The following is a 14,728-nucleotide window of genomic DNA, read 5'->3' as shown; positions in this document are numbered from 1 at the left end:
GCGGTTGTGTCAGTCTCCCTCCGAGACCGCCGTCACCCAGGACGGGAAACAACCCGACGGGGGCGAGCGCGCCGCGCAACGCGGCGGAACGGCAACCATAGCCGTGGTCACGGGAACAAAGTTCACTGGGAGGACGACCATGTTCAAGAAGCTGACGATACTCTTGTCCGGCGCAATGCTAGCGCTAGCAATTCCCGCCGCCGCCAATGCCAAGACCTTCTACTGGGTCTCGCACGGCACGCCGGCCGATCCGGTCTGGACCTACTTCCTCGCCGGGGCGCAGCAATGGGCGAAGGATACGGGCAACACCGTCAACACCTCGTTCCACGGCAATGACGTGCCCTCGCAGCAGGAAGCGCTGCGCGCCGCCATCGCCGCTAAGGCCGATGGCATCGTGACGTCGAGCCCCGATCCGGGCAGCCTCGTCGAGATCGCCAAGGAAGCCAACGCCGCCAAGATCCCGATCATCAACTTCAACACGCCCGATCCGAAGGCTTCGTTCAACGCCTATGTCGGCGGCGACAACGTCGTGTTCGGCCGTCACTGGGCGCAGTATCTGGTCGACAAGGGCCATGTGAAGGCAGGCGACTTCGTCTGGATGCCGGTCGAAGTGCCCGGCGCCACCTATGGCGTGCAGGAAGAAGAAGGCATAGCATCCGTCTTCAAGCCGCTCGGCATCACCTGGGAAGTCACGGATACAACGCTTGACCAGGGCGAGATCATCACCCGCATGTCGGACTACCTGACCACCAACCGCGCCAAGATCAAGGCGATCATCGGCATGGGCGACCTGGTCAACGGCTCTATCAAGCGCGTATTCGACCAGGTCGGCGTCAAGCCCGGCGAAATCCCCGTCGTCGGCTGGGGCAACTCGCTCGACACCACCCAGGAAGTGCTGCAGGGCTATGTGAACGCCGCCCAGTGGCAGGACCCGCAGGCGACCTCCTACGTCGCCCTTTCGCTCGCCAACATGGCGGCCAGCGGCATTCCTCCGGGCTTCAACGTCATCACCGGTGCCCTCTACGAAAAGGATACCGCGCAGCTCTATGACGACATCCTCTCGGGCAAGTAGCCCCCGCATCCGGGCGTTCGCGGCGGCTGACCGTCGCGAACGTTCTTCCTGACCCGCTGCATGACCGGTTGCCGCCCCGCTTTTGTGGCCGCGACTGCTCCATGCTTGCCATCCGACGCGACGCCTTCGCGGCATCGACGGTTCGAGCTTCAAGGAAATCCCGATGCTGCGACGCCTGATCGCCAGGCCTGAATTCGGCCCCCTCATCCTGCTTGTGCTGGAACTAGTCGTCTTCTGGGCGATCAATCCCGACTTTCTCTCGCCGCTCAATATCGGCAACACGCTCGCCTTCACGGTCGAGCTTGGCCTGATCGCCCTGGCGATGACGCTGCTGATGACGTCTGGCGAATTCGACCTTTCCGTCGGTTCCGTCTTCGGCTTCACGCCGGTGCTGATGTGGACCTTCGTCAATGGCGGGCTGATGCCGATGGAAATCGGCTTCGTCATCGCCATGGTGGTCGCGGCGCTGATCGGCCTGGTCAATGGCTGGTTCGTCACCAAGCTCAAGATCCCGTCCTTCCTCGTGACGCTCGGCATGCTGCTGGTGGTGCGCGGAACGGCCTTGTTCATCACCAACGGCTTCCCGCAGCGGACCTGGGATGCCGGCGGCCACTGGCTGGCGCAGGTGCTGGTCGGCGACTTCTATGTCGGTCCGTTCCGCATCTACATGTCGCTGTTCTGGTTCATCGCCGCGGTGATCATCCTCGGCTACGTTCTGAACCGCACCCGGGTGGGCAACTGGATCCAGGCCGCTGGCGGCAATCCGAACGCGGCGCGGGCGCGCGGCGTGAAGGTCGACCGCACCAAGGTCGCCTTGTTCATCCTCTGCTCGACGCTCGCGGGCTTCGCCGGCATCATCTCGTCAGTGCGCACCTCCGCTGCCAATCCGAACAGCGGCATGGGCTACGAGCTCGAGGTCATTGCCATGGTCGTCATTGGCGGCACGGCATTGACCGGTGGTCGCGGCACCATCATCGGCACCGTGCTCGGCATTTTCATCCTGCGCGTCATGCGCAACGGCATCGTGCTGATCGGCGTACCCGGCCTCGCCTACAACATCTTCATCGGCGCCATCATCCTCGGCATGATGGCCCTGCATTCGTGGCTTGAACGCCGCCACCACGCGGGGACGTAAGATCATGAGCGAACCACTCATCCGCATGGACAATGTCAGCAAGTTCTATGGCCGTATCCAGGCCCTGGAGAATGTCAGCTTCACCGTCAATGAGCGCGAGATCGTCGGCCTGCTTGGCGACAATGGCGCGGGCAAGTCGACGCTGATCAAGGTGCTTTCGGGCGCCGTCCCGCTGACCTCCGGCTCGATCTATGTCCGCGGCAAGAAGGTCGAGATGAAATCGACGACCGACGCCATCGCCGCCGGCATCGAGACGATCTACCAGGACTCGGCGCTGGTGACCCAGCTCTCGATCGCGAGGAACCTGTTCCTCGGCCGCGAGCCGATCAAGGGGCCAGCCTTCCTCAACCGGATGGATACCGAGATGATGAACCAGGTCGCCCGCGACCTGCTCAAGCAAGTCGGCATCAGCAAGAACATCCCGCCGGAGACGCCGATCGGCTCGCTCTCGGGCGGCGAAAGGCAGGCGGTGGCCATCGCCCGCGCCATGCATTTCGACAGCGATCTCATCATCCTCGACGAACCGACCAACAATCTCGGAGTCGCCGAGACGCAGGGCGTGCTGCGCTTCGTGCGCGGGGCGCGGGATTCCGGCCACTCCTGCATCTTCATCGCCCACAACATCCACCACGTCTTCCAGGTCGTCGACCGCATCGTCGTGATGCGGCGCGGCAAGGTGGTGGCGGACGACATCGACCCGAAGAAGACGTCGGTCGAGGCGGTGGAGCGTGTGATCACCGGCATGACCGACGAGGAACTGGCGCACGCGCTCGGGCCGAACACGCACTGAGGGCGGCTCCCGTAAAAGGTGGAGGGGCGGCCTCAAGCCGCCTACCTCTTTGAGTTCTACGTCCGGGTCCGCAAGCTCACCCGATCTTGGCCAGGACTTCAGCAGCGAGCGAGCGGACGAGGTCGCCGGCCGGCATCGACCGGGCGAGGCGAGCGGACTGGCCGGACCAGAGCGGCATGAAATCGCGCGAGCCGAGCGGCTCCGTCTCGGCCCGCAGCGGCGCCAGCGCGCCGGCGGCCAGCGGAAAGGCGGGCGCGTCGGCGGAGAAGCGGCCGAGCTCGCGCATCAGCCGGTTGACCACGCCGCGCGCCGGACGGCCGGTGAACACATTGGTGATCGCCGTCTCGTCGGCCTCGGCCGTCTCGAGTGCCCGGCGATGCTGCGGCGAGATCCTGGCCTCCGGTGACAGCAGGAAGGCGGTGCCGATCTGCACCGCCGAGGCGCCGAGGGCGAGCGCGGCGACGACGCCGCGCGCATCGGCAATGCCACCGGCGGCAATCACCGGAACACGGACCGCGTCGACCACCTGCGGTACCAGGGAGAAGGTGCCGATCTGGCCGGAAACATCTGCGGTCAGGAACATGCCGCGATGGCCCCCGGCTTCCGCGCCCTGCGCAATGATGGCGTCGCAGCCCTCCGCCTCGAGGTGACGCGCCTCGGCCACCGTCGTGGCGGAGGAGATCACCTTGGCGCCCGTCGCCTTGACCCGGTCGAGCAAGCGCCGCTCCGGCAGGCCGAAATGGAAGCTAACGACTTCCGGCCGGTAGGCCTCGACCATTTCGCAGTAGACATCGTCGAACGGAGCCCGGCTGGATGGCGCCACGGCCATGGAAGGATCGAGGCCCAGTTCGCGATAGTAAGGCGAGAGCCGCGCCCGCCAGCCCGCCTCACGCTGCGGGTCGTCCTCCGGCGGTCGGTGACAGAAGAAGTTCAGATTGATCGGCTTCGCGGTCGCCGCGCGGATCCGGTCGAGCGCGGCGCGTGCCTGCTCTGGCGTGATCGTCGCGCAGGCCAGCGCGCCGAGCCCGCCCGCCTCCGCCACCGCGATCGCCAGTTCGGGCGTGCCGAAGCCCGCCATCGGCGCCAGCAGCACGGCGTGCTCGATCCCGAACAGGTCCAGAATGCGGCGATCGGGCCAATCGGTCATCGGGCGACTCCTGTCATGCGCGGGATTTCAACGATAGCACCCCACCGGGCCTCAACATAAACATGCTGGCAACCACTCCGGAGCTTGTCGCCCCTCTGGCTTGCCCCCGCGCTTTCGATAACATCCTCGCCAGGCAAAAACGGGAGGACAGGTCCATGACACGGGTCATCGTGATCGGAGGCAGTGGCCATGTCGGTACCTATCTGGTGCCGCGCCTGGTGACGGCAGGGTTTGAAGTCGTCAATGTCACCCGTGGCCAGCGCGAAGCGTACCAGCCGAACGCGGCCTGGTCGCAGGTCGAGACGGTGACGCTCGATCGCGAGGCAGAGGACCGCGCCGGCACCTTCGGCGCCAAGATCAGCGATCTACGGCCCGACATCGTCATCGACATGATCTGTTTCACGCTGCCGAGCGCGCAGCTGCTGGTCGATGCCCTGCGCGGCCGGGTGGAGCATTTCCTGCACACCGGCACGATCTGGGTGCATGGGCCGAGCGTCGCCGTGCCGACGCCGGAGACCGTCGCCCGTCGTCCCTTCGGCGAATACGGAACCCAGAAGGCGGCGATCGAAGCCTATCTGATGCATGAGGCGCAGCGGAACGCCTTCCCCGCCACCATCGTGCATCCCGGCCATATCGTCGGCCCCGGCTGGGCGCCGCTCAATCCGGCCGGCCATTTCGACCCCACGGTTTTCTCGACGCTGGCGCAGGGCCAGGAACTGGTGCTGCCGAATTTCGGCCTGGAGACGGTGCACCACGTCCATGCCGACGACGTGGCACAGATGTTCATGAAGGCGATCGGCAACTGGAGCATGGCGATCGGCGAGGCTTTCCATACGGTGTCGTCGCAGGCGGTGACGCTGCGCGGCTATGCCGAGGCGGTATCCTCCTGGTTCGGCCACGAGGCGAAGCTTGCCTACCTGCCCTGGGAGCAGTGGAAGCAAACGCACAGCGCCGAGATCGTCGAGCAGACATACGACCACATCGCCCGCAGCCCGAACTGCAGCATCGACAAGGCAAGACGCCATCTCGACTACCAGCCCCGCTACACCTCGTTCGAGGCGGTGCGCGAGTCTGTCGACTGGCTGATCGCAAAGGGCATCGTCACGACAGGCTGACCGCTGCAGGTCCCGGCGAGGCGACCGTACGAGCTCGCCGGGGACGACCGCCGGGCGGTGACGAAGGCGGCAAACGGCACGCGCCGGTCCGTAAGCTGCCGCTACGTCGCTAGGAGCATTGGCCGCTGGTGTTGTTTTCCTTGGTGATTCAGAGCCCGGAGTGCAAGCCCCTGGCTCACAACTTATAGTCCTGCATAAATTCAGTCGATCGATTGACTCTATCTCGCCGTTGCATGATTTTGCCCGTTGGGCGGAGTCAATCGGAGTCAGGCGCGAATGAACGCGGAATCTGTAACCATGGAACGGCCGGAATTCGACTCCGCGCCGATCGACGGGGTTGTCTTCGAAGCGGATGCGGGCGCCGATCTGCCCCAGCTTCCCGCCTCCCGGCACTACCGGCGTGCGCGCCAGGACCGGGGCGCCGAGACGCGCCACAATCTCCTGATCGCCGCCCTCGACGTGTTTGGCCGCTACGGCTTCGAAGGCGCGGCCACCCGCGACATCGCCAAGCGAGCCGGCGCCAATCTCGCGGCCATCGTTTATCATTTCGGCAGCAAGGACGCCCTCCACCGCGCCGTCGCCGAATATGTCGTCGAGCAGATGCAGAAGCGGATCGGCGACAGCATCGACACCGCGGATGAGGCGCTGAAGGGCGGCATCGACCGTGCGACGGCCCGTCGCCTGCTGCAGCGGATCGTGGATGTCCATATCGATTCCATGCTGGGCGAAGCGGAAGCGGAGCTTTGGGGACGCTTCATCATGCGCGAGCAGATGGAGCCATCTTCCACCTTCGACATCATCTACGACTTCATGATGAAGTGCCAAAGCACGACCACGGAACTGATCGCGTTCCTTTTGAACCTGGATCCCCGCTCGGAAGAAGCCACGTTCCGTGCCTTTGCGATCTCGGGCCAGTTCGTCATCTTCTGCGTCGCCCGCCCGATGGTGGCGAAGAAGCTCGGACGCGATACGCTGGCCTGTGGCGACCGCGATCAGATTCGCCGCGTCGTCGCCGAGCACATCGACCTGTTGGTCGGAGAGACCCTGATCGACGAGGAATGACATGCGGGCAGGCCAAGCGCCCTGGATCGTCGCGCTGCTGCTTTTGGCCGGTTGCGGCGATGGCGGGCGAAACGCCCCTCTGCATGGCTACGTCGATGCCGACTATGTGCTCGTCGGGGCCGAAGCCACGGGGCGCCTGACGACGCTCTCCGTCCGGCGCGGCGAACCGGTCGAGGCCGGCGCCGCGTTGTTCACCCTCGACGATCGCGACGAAACGGCCGCGCTTTCCCAGGCGAAGGCGCAGCTCGCGCAAGCCAAGGCGAGCCTCGCCGATCTTCAGACCGGCAAGCGGCCGGAGGAAATCCGAGTCCTGGATGCGCAGCTCGCCGACGCCGAGGCGTCGATGACGGTGGCGCAGAAGACCTACGACCGCAATCGCGACCTCTCCACCCGCGCCGTCGTCGCGGTGGCGACCCTCGACCAGTCGAAGGCCGATCTCGATTCAGCCCGCGCGCGGGTCGAGGCGGCGCGGGAGAACCGGGCCGTCGCCAACCTCCCGGCCCGGCCCGACCAGATCGCCGCCGCCGAACAGCAGGTCCAAGCGCTCGCCGCCGCCTTGACCGCTGCCGAGACCAAGCTCGCGCGGCGGTCCCAGCACGCCAGCGCCGCCGGCCGTGTGGAGGAGGTCTACTATCAGGTGGGCGAGCTTGTTCCGGCTGGCCAGGCCGTCGTCTCGCTCCTGCCGGAAGGCGCCCGCAAGATCCTGTTCTACGTGCCCGAAGCCAACCGCTCCGCCGTGCATCCCGGTCAGACGGTCCGCATCCTCTGCGATGGCTGCGCCGAGGGACTGACCGCCACCGTCGCCAGCATCGCCACCGATGCCGAGTTCACGCCGCCGGTGATCTATTCGAAGGAGAGCCGCGCCAAGCTGGTCTTCCGCGTCGAAGCCAGACCAGAAGGCGAGGCCGCGCGACTCGATCCTGGCCAGCCCGTCGACGTTCAGCTCGCGACGGCGGCGCAATAGGCATGGCGGCGGACAGGCCCGAGGAAATCGTCATCGACATTCACGGCCTGACCAAGCGCTTCGGAAACAAGACCGTGGTCGACGACGTTTCGCTCGACGTGCGGCGCGGCGAGATCGTCGGCTTCCTGGGGCCCAACGGCTCGGGCAAGACGACCACGATCCGAATGATCTGCAGCCTGCTCCGTCCCGATGGCGGCAGCGGCACCTGCCTCGGCCTCGACATCCTGCGGGATGCCGACCGCATCAAGCGCCAGGTCGGCTACATGACGCAGCGCTTCTCCTATTACGAAGACCTGACGATCCGAGAAAACCTCGATTTCGTGGCGCGGATCTACGCCCTGCCCGATCGGGCTGCCATCGTGAAGCAGACGCTGGAACGGCTCGGCCTGTATGAACGCCGAGATCAGCTCGCGGGTTCGCTTTCCGGCGGCTGGAAACAGCGACTGGCACTCGCCGCCTCGGTCATGCACCAGCCGAAGCTGCTGCTGCTCGACGAGCCGACCGCCGGCGTCGACCCGCAGGCGCGCCGTGAATTCTGGGACGAGATCCATGCACTCGCGGAGGACGGACTGACCGTCCTCGTCTCGACCCATTACATGGACGAGGCGGAACGCTGCCACCGCATCATCTACATCGCCTATGGCAAGATCGTCGCGCGTGGCACCGTGGCGGAAGTGATCGAGCGCTCGGGGCTCTCGACCATCGTGGTCAGCGGCAGCGATGTCGCCGCGATCGCGCGGCTCGTGCGGGAAAAGCCGGGCGTCGAGCAGGTGGCGCCCTTCGGCAACGATCTGCATGTCGTTGGCCCCGATGCCGCGGCCCTGAAGCAGGCGGTCGACGCCGCACTGGCGGAAGCCCATTCCGACGCCGTGGCCGAGCCGGGCGAGACCAGCCTCGAGGATGTCTTCATCCGCCTGATGCAGGAAGCGCAGGCGCGCGACCGCTCGGCGAATGGCGATCCCAGCCCAGAAGCGCCGTCATGAAAACCGGCTTCTCGCTTTCCCGCATCGTTGCGCTGATGGTGAAGGAATTCATCCAGATGCGGCGCGACCGGCTGACCTTCGCCATGATCATCGGCATTCCGATCATCCAGCTGGTGCTGTTCGGCTATGCCATCAACCTCGATCCGAAGCGCCTGCCGACGCTGATGGTGGCGGCGGAAAGCGGTCCGGCGACCCGAACCATCGTCGCAGCGATGGAAGCGTCGGGCTATTTCTCGATCGCACCAGGCCTCGCCAGCCCGGCGCAGGCGAACGAGGCGCTGATCGACGGCTCGGCCAGCTATGTGATCACCCTGCCGCCCGGATTCGAACGCGACCTCGTGCGCGGCACCCGGCCGCAACTGCTGGTCGAAGCCGACGCCACCGATCCGGCTGCGACCTCGAACGCGCTGGGCGCCCTGCCCCAGATTCTATCCAGCGCGCTGAAGCGGGAGCTGAGCGGGCCGCTCGCGACGCAAGCGAGCCCACCCACGGCGGTCGATCTCGTCATCCAGCGCCGCTACAATCCGGAGGGGATCACCGCCTACAATATCGTTCCGGGCCTGCTCGGCACCATCCTGACCATGACGACCATCCTGATGACAGCGCTGGCGCTGACGCGCGAGATCGAGCGCGGCACGATGGAAAACCTGATGGCGATGCCCGCGACGCCGCTCGAGATCATGATCGGCAAGATCGTGCCCTATATCGGCTTCGGGCTGGTGCAGGTCGCGGTAATCCTGGTCTGCGCGCAGATCCTGTTCCATGTGCCGATGATGGGGTCGTTCGCGGTCCTGCTCTGCGTCACCTTCCTGTTCATCGGCTGCAACGTGACGCTCGGCTACACCTTCTCGACGATCGCCCGCAACCAGATGCAGGCGATGCAGATGACCTTCTTCTGGTTCCTGCCGTCGATCCTGCTGTCGGGCTTCATGTTCCCGTTTCGCGGCATGCCGGACTGGGCGCAGGTGATCGGTAGCGCGCTGCCGATCACGCATTACATCCGCTCGGTGCGTGGCATCATGCTGAAGGGCAGCGGACCGGTCGATCTCGTCAACGAGATCTGGCCGCTCGCTGCCTTCTGGCTGGCCGTCGGCACGCTGGCCTTGTTCCGCTATCGCAGAACGCTGGACTGAGGGTCGACACAGAAACCAATCAAGCCCCTCACCCACCCCTCTCCCGCAAGCGGGCGAGGGCTTTTCAGCCGGCAATCTTCATTGATGCGGCCCGGCGCTAGGCAAGAATTCGATGACGGGCGCAGGCGAACTCCCTCGCCCGCTCGCGGGAGAGGGCTGGCGTGAGGGTCTGTTCTAAGCCCTGCCTTACGCCGCCAGCTCTTCGGGCTCGCTGCCGGGCGCCAGGCGGACGCGGAGGCCGTCCAGTTCGTCGGACATCAGCAGCTGGCACGACAGGCGCGAGTTCGACTTGACCGCCATGGCGTCGTCGAGCCGCTCTTCTTCCTCGTCGCTCATCGGGATCAGCCGGTCGACCCATTCAGGATCGACATAGACATGGCAGGTGGCGCAGGCGCAGGCGCCGCCGCACTCGGCCTTGATGCCGACATTCCAGTCGCGAATGACTTCCATCACCCGCCAGCCCTCCAGGGCCTCCAGCTCATGCTCGACGCCCGCATGATCGGTGACGAAGATCTTCATGAAACCCTATCCTTGCTCGGCAACCGGCGCCGAAGGCCGCCGCGCCCACGGGCGGGTTCCGGCCGGCACCTCGCCATGATCGGCGATCGGCTGCAAATATTCGGTCACTTCGGGCCAACGCCCCTCGCGCAGTCCCTTTAGCACAAGCGGGTCCTCGGTCGAAAACGCATCGAAGCCGACGCGCTTCAGGAACGGGATCTGGTCGAGGAAGAATGCGCCGACGGCGCGCAATTCGCCCGTAAAGCCATCGCGGTCGCGCAGCAAGCGGCCGATCGAAAAGGCCCGGCCATCGGCGAATTTCGGCAAGTCGGCGGCGACCACCGCGAGACGCGGCAGGTCCTCGACGATATCCGACCAGTCGGCGCCGGGCTCGATCACCACGCCAAGCGGCGCCGAGCGGGCGAGCAATGCATCGCGCTCCGCGCGAAAGCGCGCCAGGCTGACCAGCACCGCATCGCCTGCGCCGATCGCCTCATCGTCCGCGACGCGGCGAAAGTCGTCTTCGACAAAGGATCCGTTTTTCCAGAGGCTCATGTCAGATGCCGCTTCCGTCGTTCTCGAGACCTAGATGGATGCCGCACTCGGTCTTTTCCAGACCCCGCCAGCGCCCGGCCCGCGCATCCTCACCGGGCTTTACCTTCGATGTGCAGGGCTGGCAACCGATCGACGGGTAGCCCTGCGCCACCAGCGGATGCGGCGGCAGATCGTGCTCGGCCATATAGGCCTTCAGTTTGTCCACACCCCAGGAGGCCAGCGGGTTGACCTTGATCCGCGCACCGTCCTGCTCGAACGACTGGATGGCGGCACGGGTTGCAGCCTGGAAACGCTTGCGCCCGGTGAACCAGGCATCGAAACCCTCCATGGCGCGCGCCAGCGGCTCCGTCTTGCGGACATGGCAGCAGGCGTCCGCGTCCGTCATCCACAGTGCCTTGTAGGGATCGACGCTTGCCAGCTTTTCCGGCTCCGGCTTGACCGTTCGCATGTCGGTCAGCCCCAGCCGATCGGCCAGCGCGTCACGATAGGCCAGCGTCTCTGGAAACAGGCGCAGCGTATCCACGAATACCACCGGCACATGCCGGTCGATCGAGGCGACGAGGTGCAGCAGCACGGCCGACTCGGCGCCGAAGCTGGAGACCAGCGCGATCTTGCCCGGGAAGATCTCCTCGAGCGAGCGCGCCACCAGTTCCTGGGCGCTCAGGCCGATGAAGCGCGCATTGAGGATGGCCGCTTCCTGCAGCCCCGCGCTTTCATGATCGAAGCCGAAGGCTACCGGTTCAAGCCGTCCCATAGAGAGCTTCCTTGAAGGGTGCCTGGCCAAGGCGGCGATAGGCGGCAAGGAAGGTCTCGTCGTGGCTTTCGCGCTTGGCGATATAGGTGTCGACCACCGTCTCGATCGCGTCGACGATCTCTTCGGTCGAGAAGCCGCGGCCGATGATCTCGCCGATCGACGAGTTCTCGTCGCCGGAGCCGCCGAGCGAGATCTGGTAGAACTCCTCGCCCTTCTTCTCGACGCCGAGAATGCCGATATGGCCGACATGGTGGTGGCCGCAGGCATTGATGCAGCCCGAGATCTTGATCTTGAGATCGCCGATGTCGCGCTGGCGGGCCATGTCGCCGAAGCGCTGCGAGATCCGCTGCGCCACGGGGATCGAGCGAGCGTTGGCGAGCGCGCAATAATCGAGGCCCGGGCAGGCGATAATGTCGGTGACGAGACCCGCATTGGCCGTGGCTAAGCCCGCTACCAGCAGTTCGTCATAGATCGCCTTCAGGTCGCTCTTGGCGACATGCGGCAGGATCAGGTTCTGCTCGTGGCTGACGCGGATCTCGTCGAAGGCGAGACGCTTGGCGAGGTCGGCCACGACGTCCATCTGCTCGGCGGTCGCGTCGCCCGGCGTACCGCCGATCGGCTTCAGCGAGATCGTCACCGAGACATGGCCGGGGACGCGGTGGGGGTGCGTGTTGCGCTCGACCCAGGCGTTGAATTCCGGGTCACGCGCCCGCTCGATCGCCAGCGCCGGGCTCGGCGGCAGGGCCGTCAACGTGGCGGGAGCGGCGAAATATTCGCGGATACGCTCTACTTCGCCCTGCGGCAGCTTGAGCGCGCCGTGGCGGATGCGCTCCCACTCTTCCTCGACCTGGCGCGCGATCTCGTCGGCGCCCGTCTCGTGGACAAGGATCTTGATGCGCGCCTTGTACTTGTTGTCCCGGCGGCCGTTCAGGTTGTAGACGCGCAGGATCGCCTCCGAATAGGAGAGCAGGTCCTCTTCGGGCAGGAAGTCGCGGATTTTCTTGGCCACCATCGGCGTGCGGCCCTGGCCACCGCCGATATAGACCGCGAAGCCAAGCCGGCCTTCCGCATCCTTCTTCAGATGCAGGCCGATATCATGCACCTGGATCGCGGCGCGGTCGCGCTCGGCGCCAGTGACGGCGACCTTGAACTTGCGCGGCAGGAAGACGAATTCCGGGTGCAGCGACGACCACTGCCGCAGGATCTCGGCATAGGGGCGCGGATCCGCGACCTCGTCCTCGGCGGCGCCGGCGAAATGGTCGGCCGTGACATTGCGGATGCAATTGCCCGAGGTCTGGATCGCGTGCATCTCGACCGAGGCCAGTTCGGCCAGCGCATCGGGGATCTCGGAAAGCTTCGGCCAGTTGTACTGGATGTTCTGTCGCGTGGTGAAATGGCCGTAGCCGCGGTCGTACTTCCGCGCCACATGCGCCAGCATCCGCATCTGCTCGCTGTTCAGCGTGCCATAAGGCACGGCGACGCGCAGCATGTAGGCGTGCAGTTGCAGATAGACGCCGTTCATCAGCCGCAGCGGCTTGAACTGGTCTTCGGTCAACTCGCCGGAAACGCGCCGACCGACCTGGTCGCGGAACTGCGCGACGCGGGCGGTCACGAACTCATGGTCGAACTCGTCGTAGCGATACATCACTCAACCTGCATGCTTCAAAGTGGCGGCGCGTTCGGCGATCTCGGCCTCGCCATAGGTGACGGTCGGGCCGCCGGCGGCGCGGATGCGCTCGCGCAGGCGGACCGGAACGGGAATGCCTTCAACGACCGTCGCCTCGATCTCGTAGGGATCGACGACAATGCCGGCCTCGTGCTGGCTCTTGGCGAGGGCGAGCGCGGCTTCCAACTCGGCATCGGAAATGACACGGGCGTCGGCGAGCTTGTAGGACCAACCGCCCTGGGCGGTCAGGAACACGACGAGCCCGTCGCCGAGATGGTTCGCTGTGATGAGCTTGTCAGTCATTGCGCTTTCCAGATGCTTGTCTTCACGCCGCCATCGCCACGAGCGGCAGCGGCGAAACGCCCAATGCGCTCTCGGCGACCACGCGGCCGACGATGATGACGACGGGGCCGTCGAGTTCTGGGCGGTCGGCGATTTGAGCCAGTTCGTCGAGCCGTCCGGCAAAGGCTCGGCGATCGGCGCGCGACGCGTTTTCGATGACGGCGACCGGCGTGGAGGGCGGCAGGCCGTTCTCGATCAGCTTGCCCGCGACCTTGGTGGCGACGCTACGACCCATATAGACGGCGACGGTGGCCCCCGAGAGCGCCAGGCCCGCCCAATCCGGCAGCGTATCGCCGCGCATGTCGTGGCCGGTGGCGACCACAAGGCTCGAGGCGACATCGCGCAATGTCAGCGGAATCTCGTTCTCGGCGGCGGCGGCGAAGGCGGCGGTAATGCCCGGAACGATATCGAACGGGATGCCGGCGGCGCGGAGCGCTGCCATTTCCTCGCCGGCGCGGCCGAAGATCAGCGGATCGCCGGACTTCAGCCGGACGACGCGGCGGCCATCGGTCGCCTCGCGAACCAGAATGGCGTTGATTTCGTCTTGGCTGGCGGCATGCGCGCCCTTGGCCTTGCCGACATAGATCCTGAGCGCATCGCGGCGGCCCATGGCGACGATCGCGTCCGGCACCAGCTTGTCGTAGACGATGACGTCGGCTTCCTGCAGCAGCCGCTGGGCGCGCAGCGTCAGCAGGTCTTCCGCACCCGGACCTGCGCCGACGAGGCTGACATGGCCAACGCCAGCCGCCTTCGAAGCATCAGCGGCGCGATCGATATCCACGACGGCATCCGCCGCGCCCTCCTCCAACTGACCGGCCAGCACCTTGGCGGCGGTCGTGCCGGTGAAGAAATGCGCCCAGAAGCGACGACGCCCCTCGCCCGGCGCGATCTTCTCGGCAACCCGCGAGCGCAAGCTCTCGGCCAGATTGGCGAGATCGCCAAGGCGGGGCGACAACATCGCCTCGATCCGGGCGCGCACATGCCGCGCCAGAACGGGCGCTGCGCCTTCGGTCGAGATGGCGATCGAGAGGGGTGCGCGGTTGACCAGCGACGGCGTATAGAAATCGCAGAGATCGGGGCGATCGACGACATTGACCGGCACGCCGGCCGACTTGGCGAGATCGCGCACGGCGCGGTCGGCTTCCAGCTCGCCGGTCGCGGCAAACACCAGCGCCGCGTCGGTGAGATCGGCAGCGATCGGCGCCCGAGCAATCCAAGACGCGCCGGCGGCTTCCAGATCGCGGCGCGCCTCGTCTTCCAGCTCGGCCGCGAACACGACGAGATCGGCGCTGGTCTCGGATAGCAGGCGGATCTTGGCCGCCGCTTCCCCGCCGCCGCCGACAATCACGACCCGGCGACCCTCGACCTTGTGGAAGGCCGGAAACGTGCCGAGCTTGCGCTGAACCGAACGATGGACCGGGGCCATCCGTCTCTCCCTGGGCGCGACCCGAGGGATCGCAAAGTCTGGAACGATTGCAGACTTTGTAGAGAGTTGACGGAAGGAAGACGACG

At 65.9% G+C, this 14,728-nt stretch carries 15 protein-coding genes; 8 read left to right on the top strand and 7 right to left on the bottom strand.

Annotated features, from left to right (window positions below; translation table 11 throughout):
* Positions 1–139 precede the first annotated feature (139 nt).
* The 3 genes from ABIE08_RS14980 to ABIE08_RS14970 all read left to right on the top strand — a co-directional run bounded on the left by ABIE08_RS14980 (position 140) and on the right by ABIE08_RS14970 (position 2,997).
* Positions 140–1,072 carry a substrate-binding domain-containing protein gene (locus ABIE08_RS14980; protein ID WP_266330908.1) on the top strand — a complete coding sequence of 311 codons (933 nt, stop codon included), beginning with the start codon at positions 140–142 and terminating at the stop codon, positions 1,070–1,072.
* A 163-nt stretch (positions 1,073–1,235) separates the two neighbouring features.
* Positions 1,236–2,207 (top strand): ABC transporter permease, encoded by a 972-nt coding sequence (locus ABIE08_RS14975; protein ID WP_354552246.1) that lies wholly within the window; start codon positions 1,236–1,238, stop codon positions 2,205–2,207.
* 4 nt (positions 2,208–2,211) lie between these two features.
* Complete coding sequence (locus ABIE08_RS14970) at positions 2,212–2,997, top strand: ATP-binding cassette domain-containing protein (protein ID WP_354552245.1); 786 nt, start codon at positions 2,212–2,214, stop codon at positions 2,995–2,997.
* A 76-nt stretch (positions 2,998–3,073) separates the two neighbouring features.
* Here the strand turns inward: ABIE08_RS14970 and ABIE08_RS14965 are convergent, their stop codons facing one another.
* The gene (locus ABIE08_RS14965; RefSeq protein WP_354552244.1) at positions 3,074–4,144 is read right to left on the bottom strand and encodes an NAD(P)H-dependent flavin oxidoreductase; all 1,071 of its coding nucleotides are present in this window, start codon (positions 4,142–4,144) and stop codon (positions 3,074–3,076) included.
* Between the two features lie 155 nt (positions 4,145–4,299).
* On the opposite strand from ABIE08_RS14965, the gene ABIE08_RS14960 reads away from it, so the two are divergent.
* The 5 genes from ABIE08_RS14960 (at position 4,300) to ABIE08_RS14940 (ending at position 9,401) form a co-directional block, all read left to right on the top strand.
* The gene (locus ABIE08_RS14960; RefSeq protein WP_354552242.1) at positions 4,300–5,259 is read left to right on the top strand and encodes an NAD-dependent epimerase/dehydratase family protein; all 960 of its coding nucleotides are present in this window, start codon (positions 4,300–4,302) and stop codon (positions 5,257–5,259) included.
* A gap of 276 nt (positions 5,260–5,535) precedes the next feature.
* On the top strand, positions 5,536–6,321 hold the full coding sequence (locus tag ABIE08_RS14955) for a CerR family C-terminal domain-containing protein (RefSeq protein WP_354552241.1): 786 nt from the start codon (positions 5,536–5,538) through the stop codon (positions 6,319–6,321).
* Between the two features lies 1 nt (position 6,322).
* Complete coding sequence (locus ABIE08_RS14950; RefSeq protein WP_354552240.1) at positions 6,323–7,285, top strand: HlyD family secretion protein; 963 nt, start codon at positions 6,323–6,325, stop codon at positions 7,283–7,285.
* Between the two features lie 2 nt (positions 7,286–7,287).
* On the top strand, positions 7,288–8,268 hold the full coding sequence (locus tag ABIE08_RS14945; RefSeq protein WP_354552238.1) for an ABC transporter ATP-binding protein: 981 nt from the start codon (positions 7,288–7,290) through the stop codon (positions 8,266–8,268).
* Entirely contained in the window at positions 8,265–9,401 is a 1,137-nt protein-coding gene (locus tag ABIE08_RS14940; RefSeq protein WP_354552237.1) for an ABC transporter permease, read from the top strand. The genes ABIE08_RS14945 and ABIE08_RS14940 overlap by 4 nt, the downstream gene beginning before the upstream one ends.
* A gap of 186 nt (positions 9,402–9,587) precedes the next feature.
* On the opposite strand, the gene ABIE08_RS14935 is transcribed toward ABIE08_RS14940, so the two are convergent.
* The 6 genes from ABIE08_RS14935 to cysG are packed head-to-tail and all read right to left on the bottom strand — an operon-like array spanning position 9,588 to position 14,642.
* Positions 9,588–9,920: a 2Fe-2S iron-sulfur cluster-binding protein gene (locus ABIE08_RS14935; protein ID WP_354552236.1), complete on the bottom strand. Its 333-nt coding sequence runs from the start codon at positions 9,918–9,920 to the stop codon at positions 9,588–9,590.
* Positions 9,921–9,926: 6 nt separating this feature from the next.
* Positions 9,927–10,454: a DUF934 domain-containing protein gene (locus ABIE08_RS14930; protein ID WP_354552234.1), complete on the bottom strand. Its 528-nt coding sequence runs from the start codon at positions 10,452–10,454 to the stop codon at positions 9,927–9,929.
* Position 10,455: 1 nt separating this feature from the next.
* Positions 10,456–11,208: a phosphoadenylyl-sulfate reductase gene (locus ABIE08_RS14925; RefSeq protein WP_354552233.1), complete on the bottom strand. Its 753-nt coding sequence runs from the start codon at positions 11,206–11,208 to the stop codon at positions 10,456–10,458.
* A complete protein-coding gene (locus ABIE08_RS14920; protein WP_354552232.1) occupies positions 11,195–12,853 on the bottom strand; it encodes a nitrite/sulfite reductase in 1,659 nt (552 codons plus the stop codon). Before ABIE08_RS14920 ends, ABIE08_RS14925 begins: the two co-directional genes overlap by 14 nt.
* A gap of 3 nt (positions 12,854–12,856) precedes the next feature.
* On the bottom strand, positions 12,857–13,177 hold the full coding sequence (locus ABIE08_RS14915) for a DUF2849 domain-containing protein (RefSeq protein ID WP_354552230.1): 321 nt from the start codon (positions 13,175–13,177) through the stop codon (positions 12,857–12,859).
* Positions 13,178–13,199: 22 nt separating this feature from the next.
* Positions 13,200–14,642: a siroheme synthase CysG gene (cysG, locus tag ABIE08_RS14910; protein WP_354552229.1), complete on the bottom strand. Its 1,443-nt coding sequence runs from the start codon at positions 14,640–14,642 to the stop codon at positions 13,200–13,202.
* Positions 14,643–14,728: the final 86 nt, after the last annotated feature.

The sequence above is a fragment of the Kaistia defluvii genome (assembly GCF_040548815.1).
Lineage (GTDB): Bacteria > Pseudomonadota > Alphaproteobacteria > Rhizobiales > Kaistiaceae > Kaistia > Kaistia defluvii_A.
The sequence above is the reverse complement of the archived record's forward strand: the minus strand, read 5'-3'. Positions and strand labels throughout refer to the sequence as shown.

Excerpts from the sequence above, each read along its gene's own strand:
- ABIE08_RS14980 (WP_266330908.1), top strand. The coding sequence starts at position 140 with ATGTTCAAGAAGCTGACGATACTCTTGTCCGGCGCAATGCTAGCGCTA.
- ABIE08_RS14975 (WP_354552246.1), top strand. The coding sequence starts at position 1,236 with ATGCTGCGACGCCTGATCGCCAGGCCTGAATTCGGCCCCCTCATCCTG.
- ABIE08_RS14970 (WP_354552245.1), top strand. The coding sequence starts at position 2,212 with ATGAGCGAACCACTCATCCGCATGGACAATGTCAGCAAGTTCTATGGC.
- ABIE08_RS14965 (WP_354552244.1), bottom strand. The coding sequence starts at position 4,144 with ATGACCGATTGGCCCGATCGCCGCATTCTGGACCTGTTCGGGATCGAG.
- ABIE08_RS14960 (WP_354552242.1), top strand. The coding sequence starts at position 4,300 with ATGACACGGGTCATCGTGATCGGAGGCAGTGGCCATGTCGGTACCTAT.
- ABIE08_RS14955 (WP_354552241.1), top strand. The coding sequence starts at position 5,536 with ATGAACGCGGAATCTGTAACCATGGAACGGCCGGAATTCGACTCCGCG.
- ABIE08_RS14950 (WP_354552240.1), top strand. The coding sequence starts at position 6,323 with ATGCGGGCAGGCCAAGCGCCCTGGATCGTCGCGCTGCTGCTTTTGGCC.
- ABIE08_RS14945 (WP_354552238.1), top strand. The coding sequence starts at position 7,288 with ATGGCGGCGGACAGGCCCGAGGAAATCGTCATCGACATTCACGGCCTG.
- ABIE08_RS14940 (WP_354552237.1), top strand. The coding sequence starts at position 8,265 with ATGAAAACCGGCTTCTCGCTTTCCCGCATCGTTGCGCTGATGGTGAAG.
- ABIE08_RS14935 (WP_354552236.1), bottom strand. The coding sequence starts at position 9,920 with ATGAAGATCTTCGTCACCGATCATGCGGGCGTCGAGCATGAGCTGGAG.
- ABIE08_RS14930 (WP_354552234.1), bottom strand. The coding sequence starts at position 10,454 with ATGAGCCTCTGGAAAAACGGATCCTTTGTCGAAGACGACTTTCGCCGC.
- ABIE08_RS14925 (WP_354552233.1), bottom strand. The coding sequence starts at position 11,208 with ATGGGACGGCTTGAACCGGTAGCCTTCGGCTTCGATCATGAAAGCGCG.
- ABIE08_RS14920 (WP_354552232.1), bottom strand. The coding sequence starts at position 12,853 with ATGTATCGCTACGACGAGTTCGACCATGAGTTCGTGACCGCCCGCGTC.
- ABIE08_RS14915 (WP_354552230.1), bottom strand. The coding sequence starts at position 13,177 with ATGACTGACAAGCTCATCACAGCGAACCATCTCGGCGACGGGCTCGTC.
- cysG (WP_354552229.1), bottom strand. The coding sequence starts at position 14,642 with ATGGCCCCGGTCCATCGTTCGGTTCAGCGCAAGCTCGGCACGTTTCCG.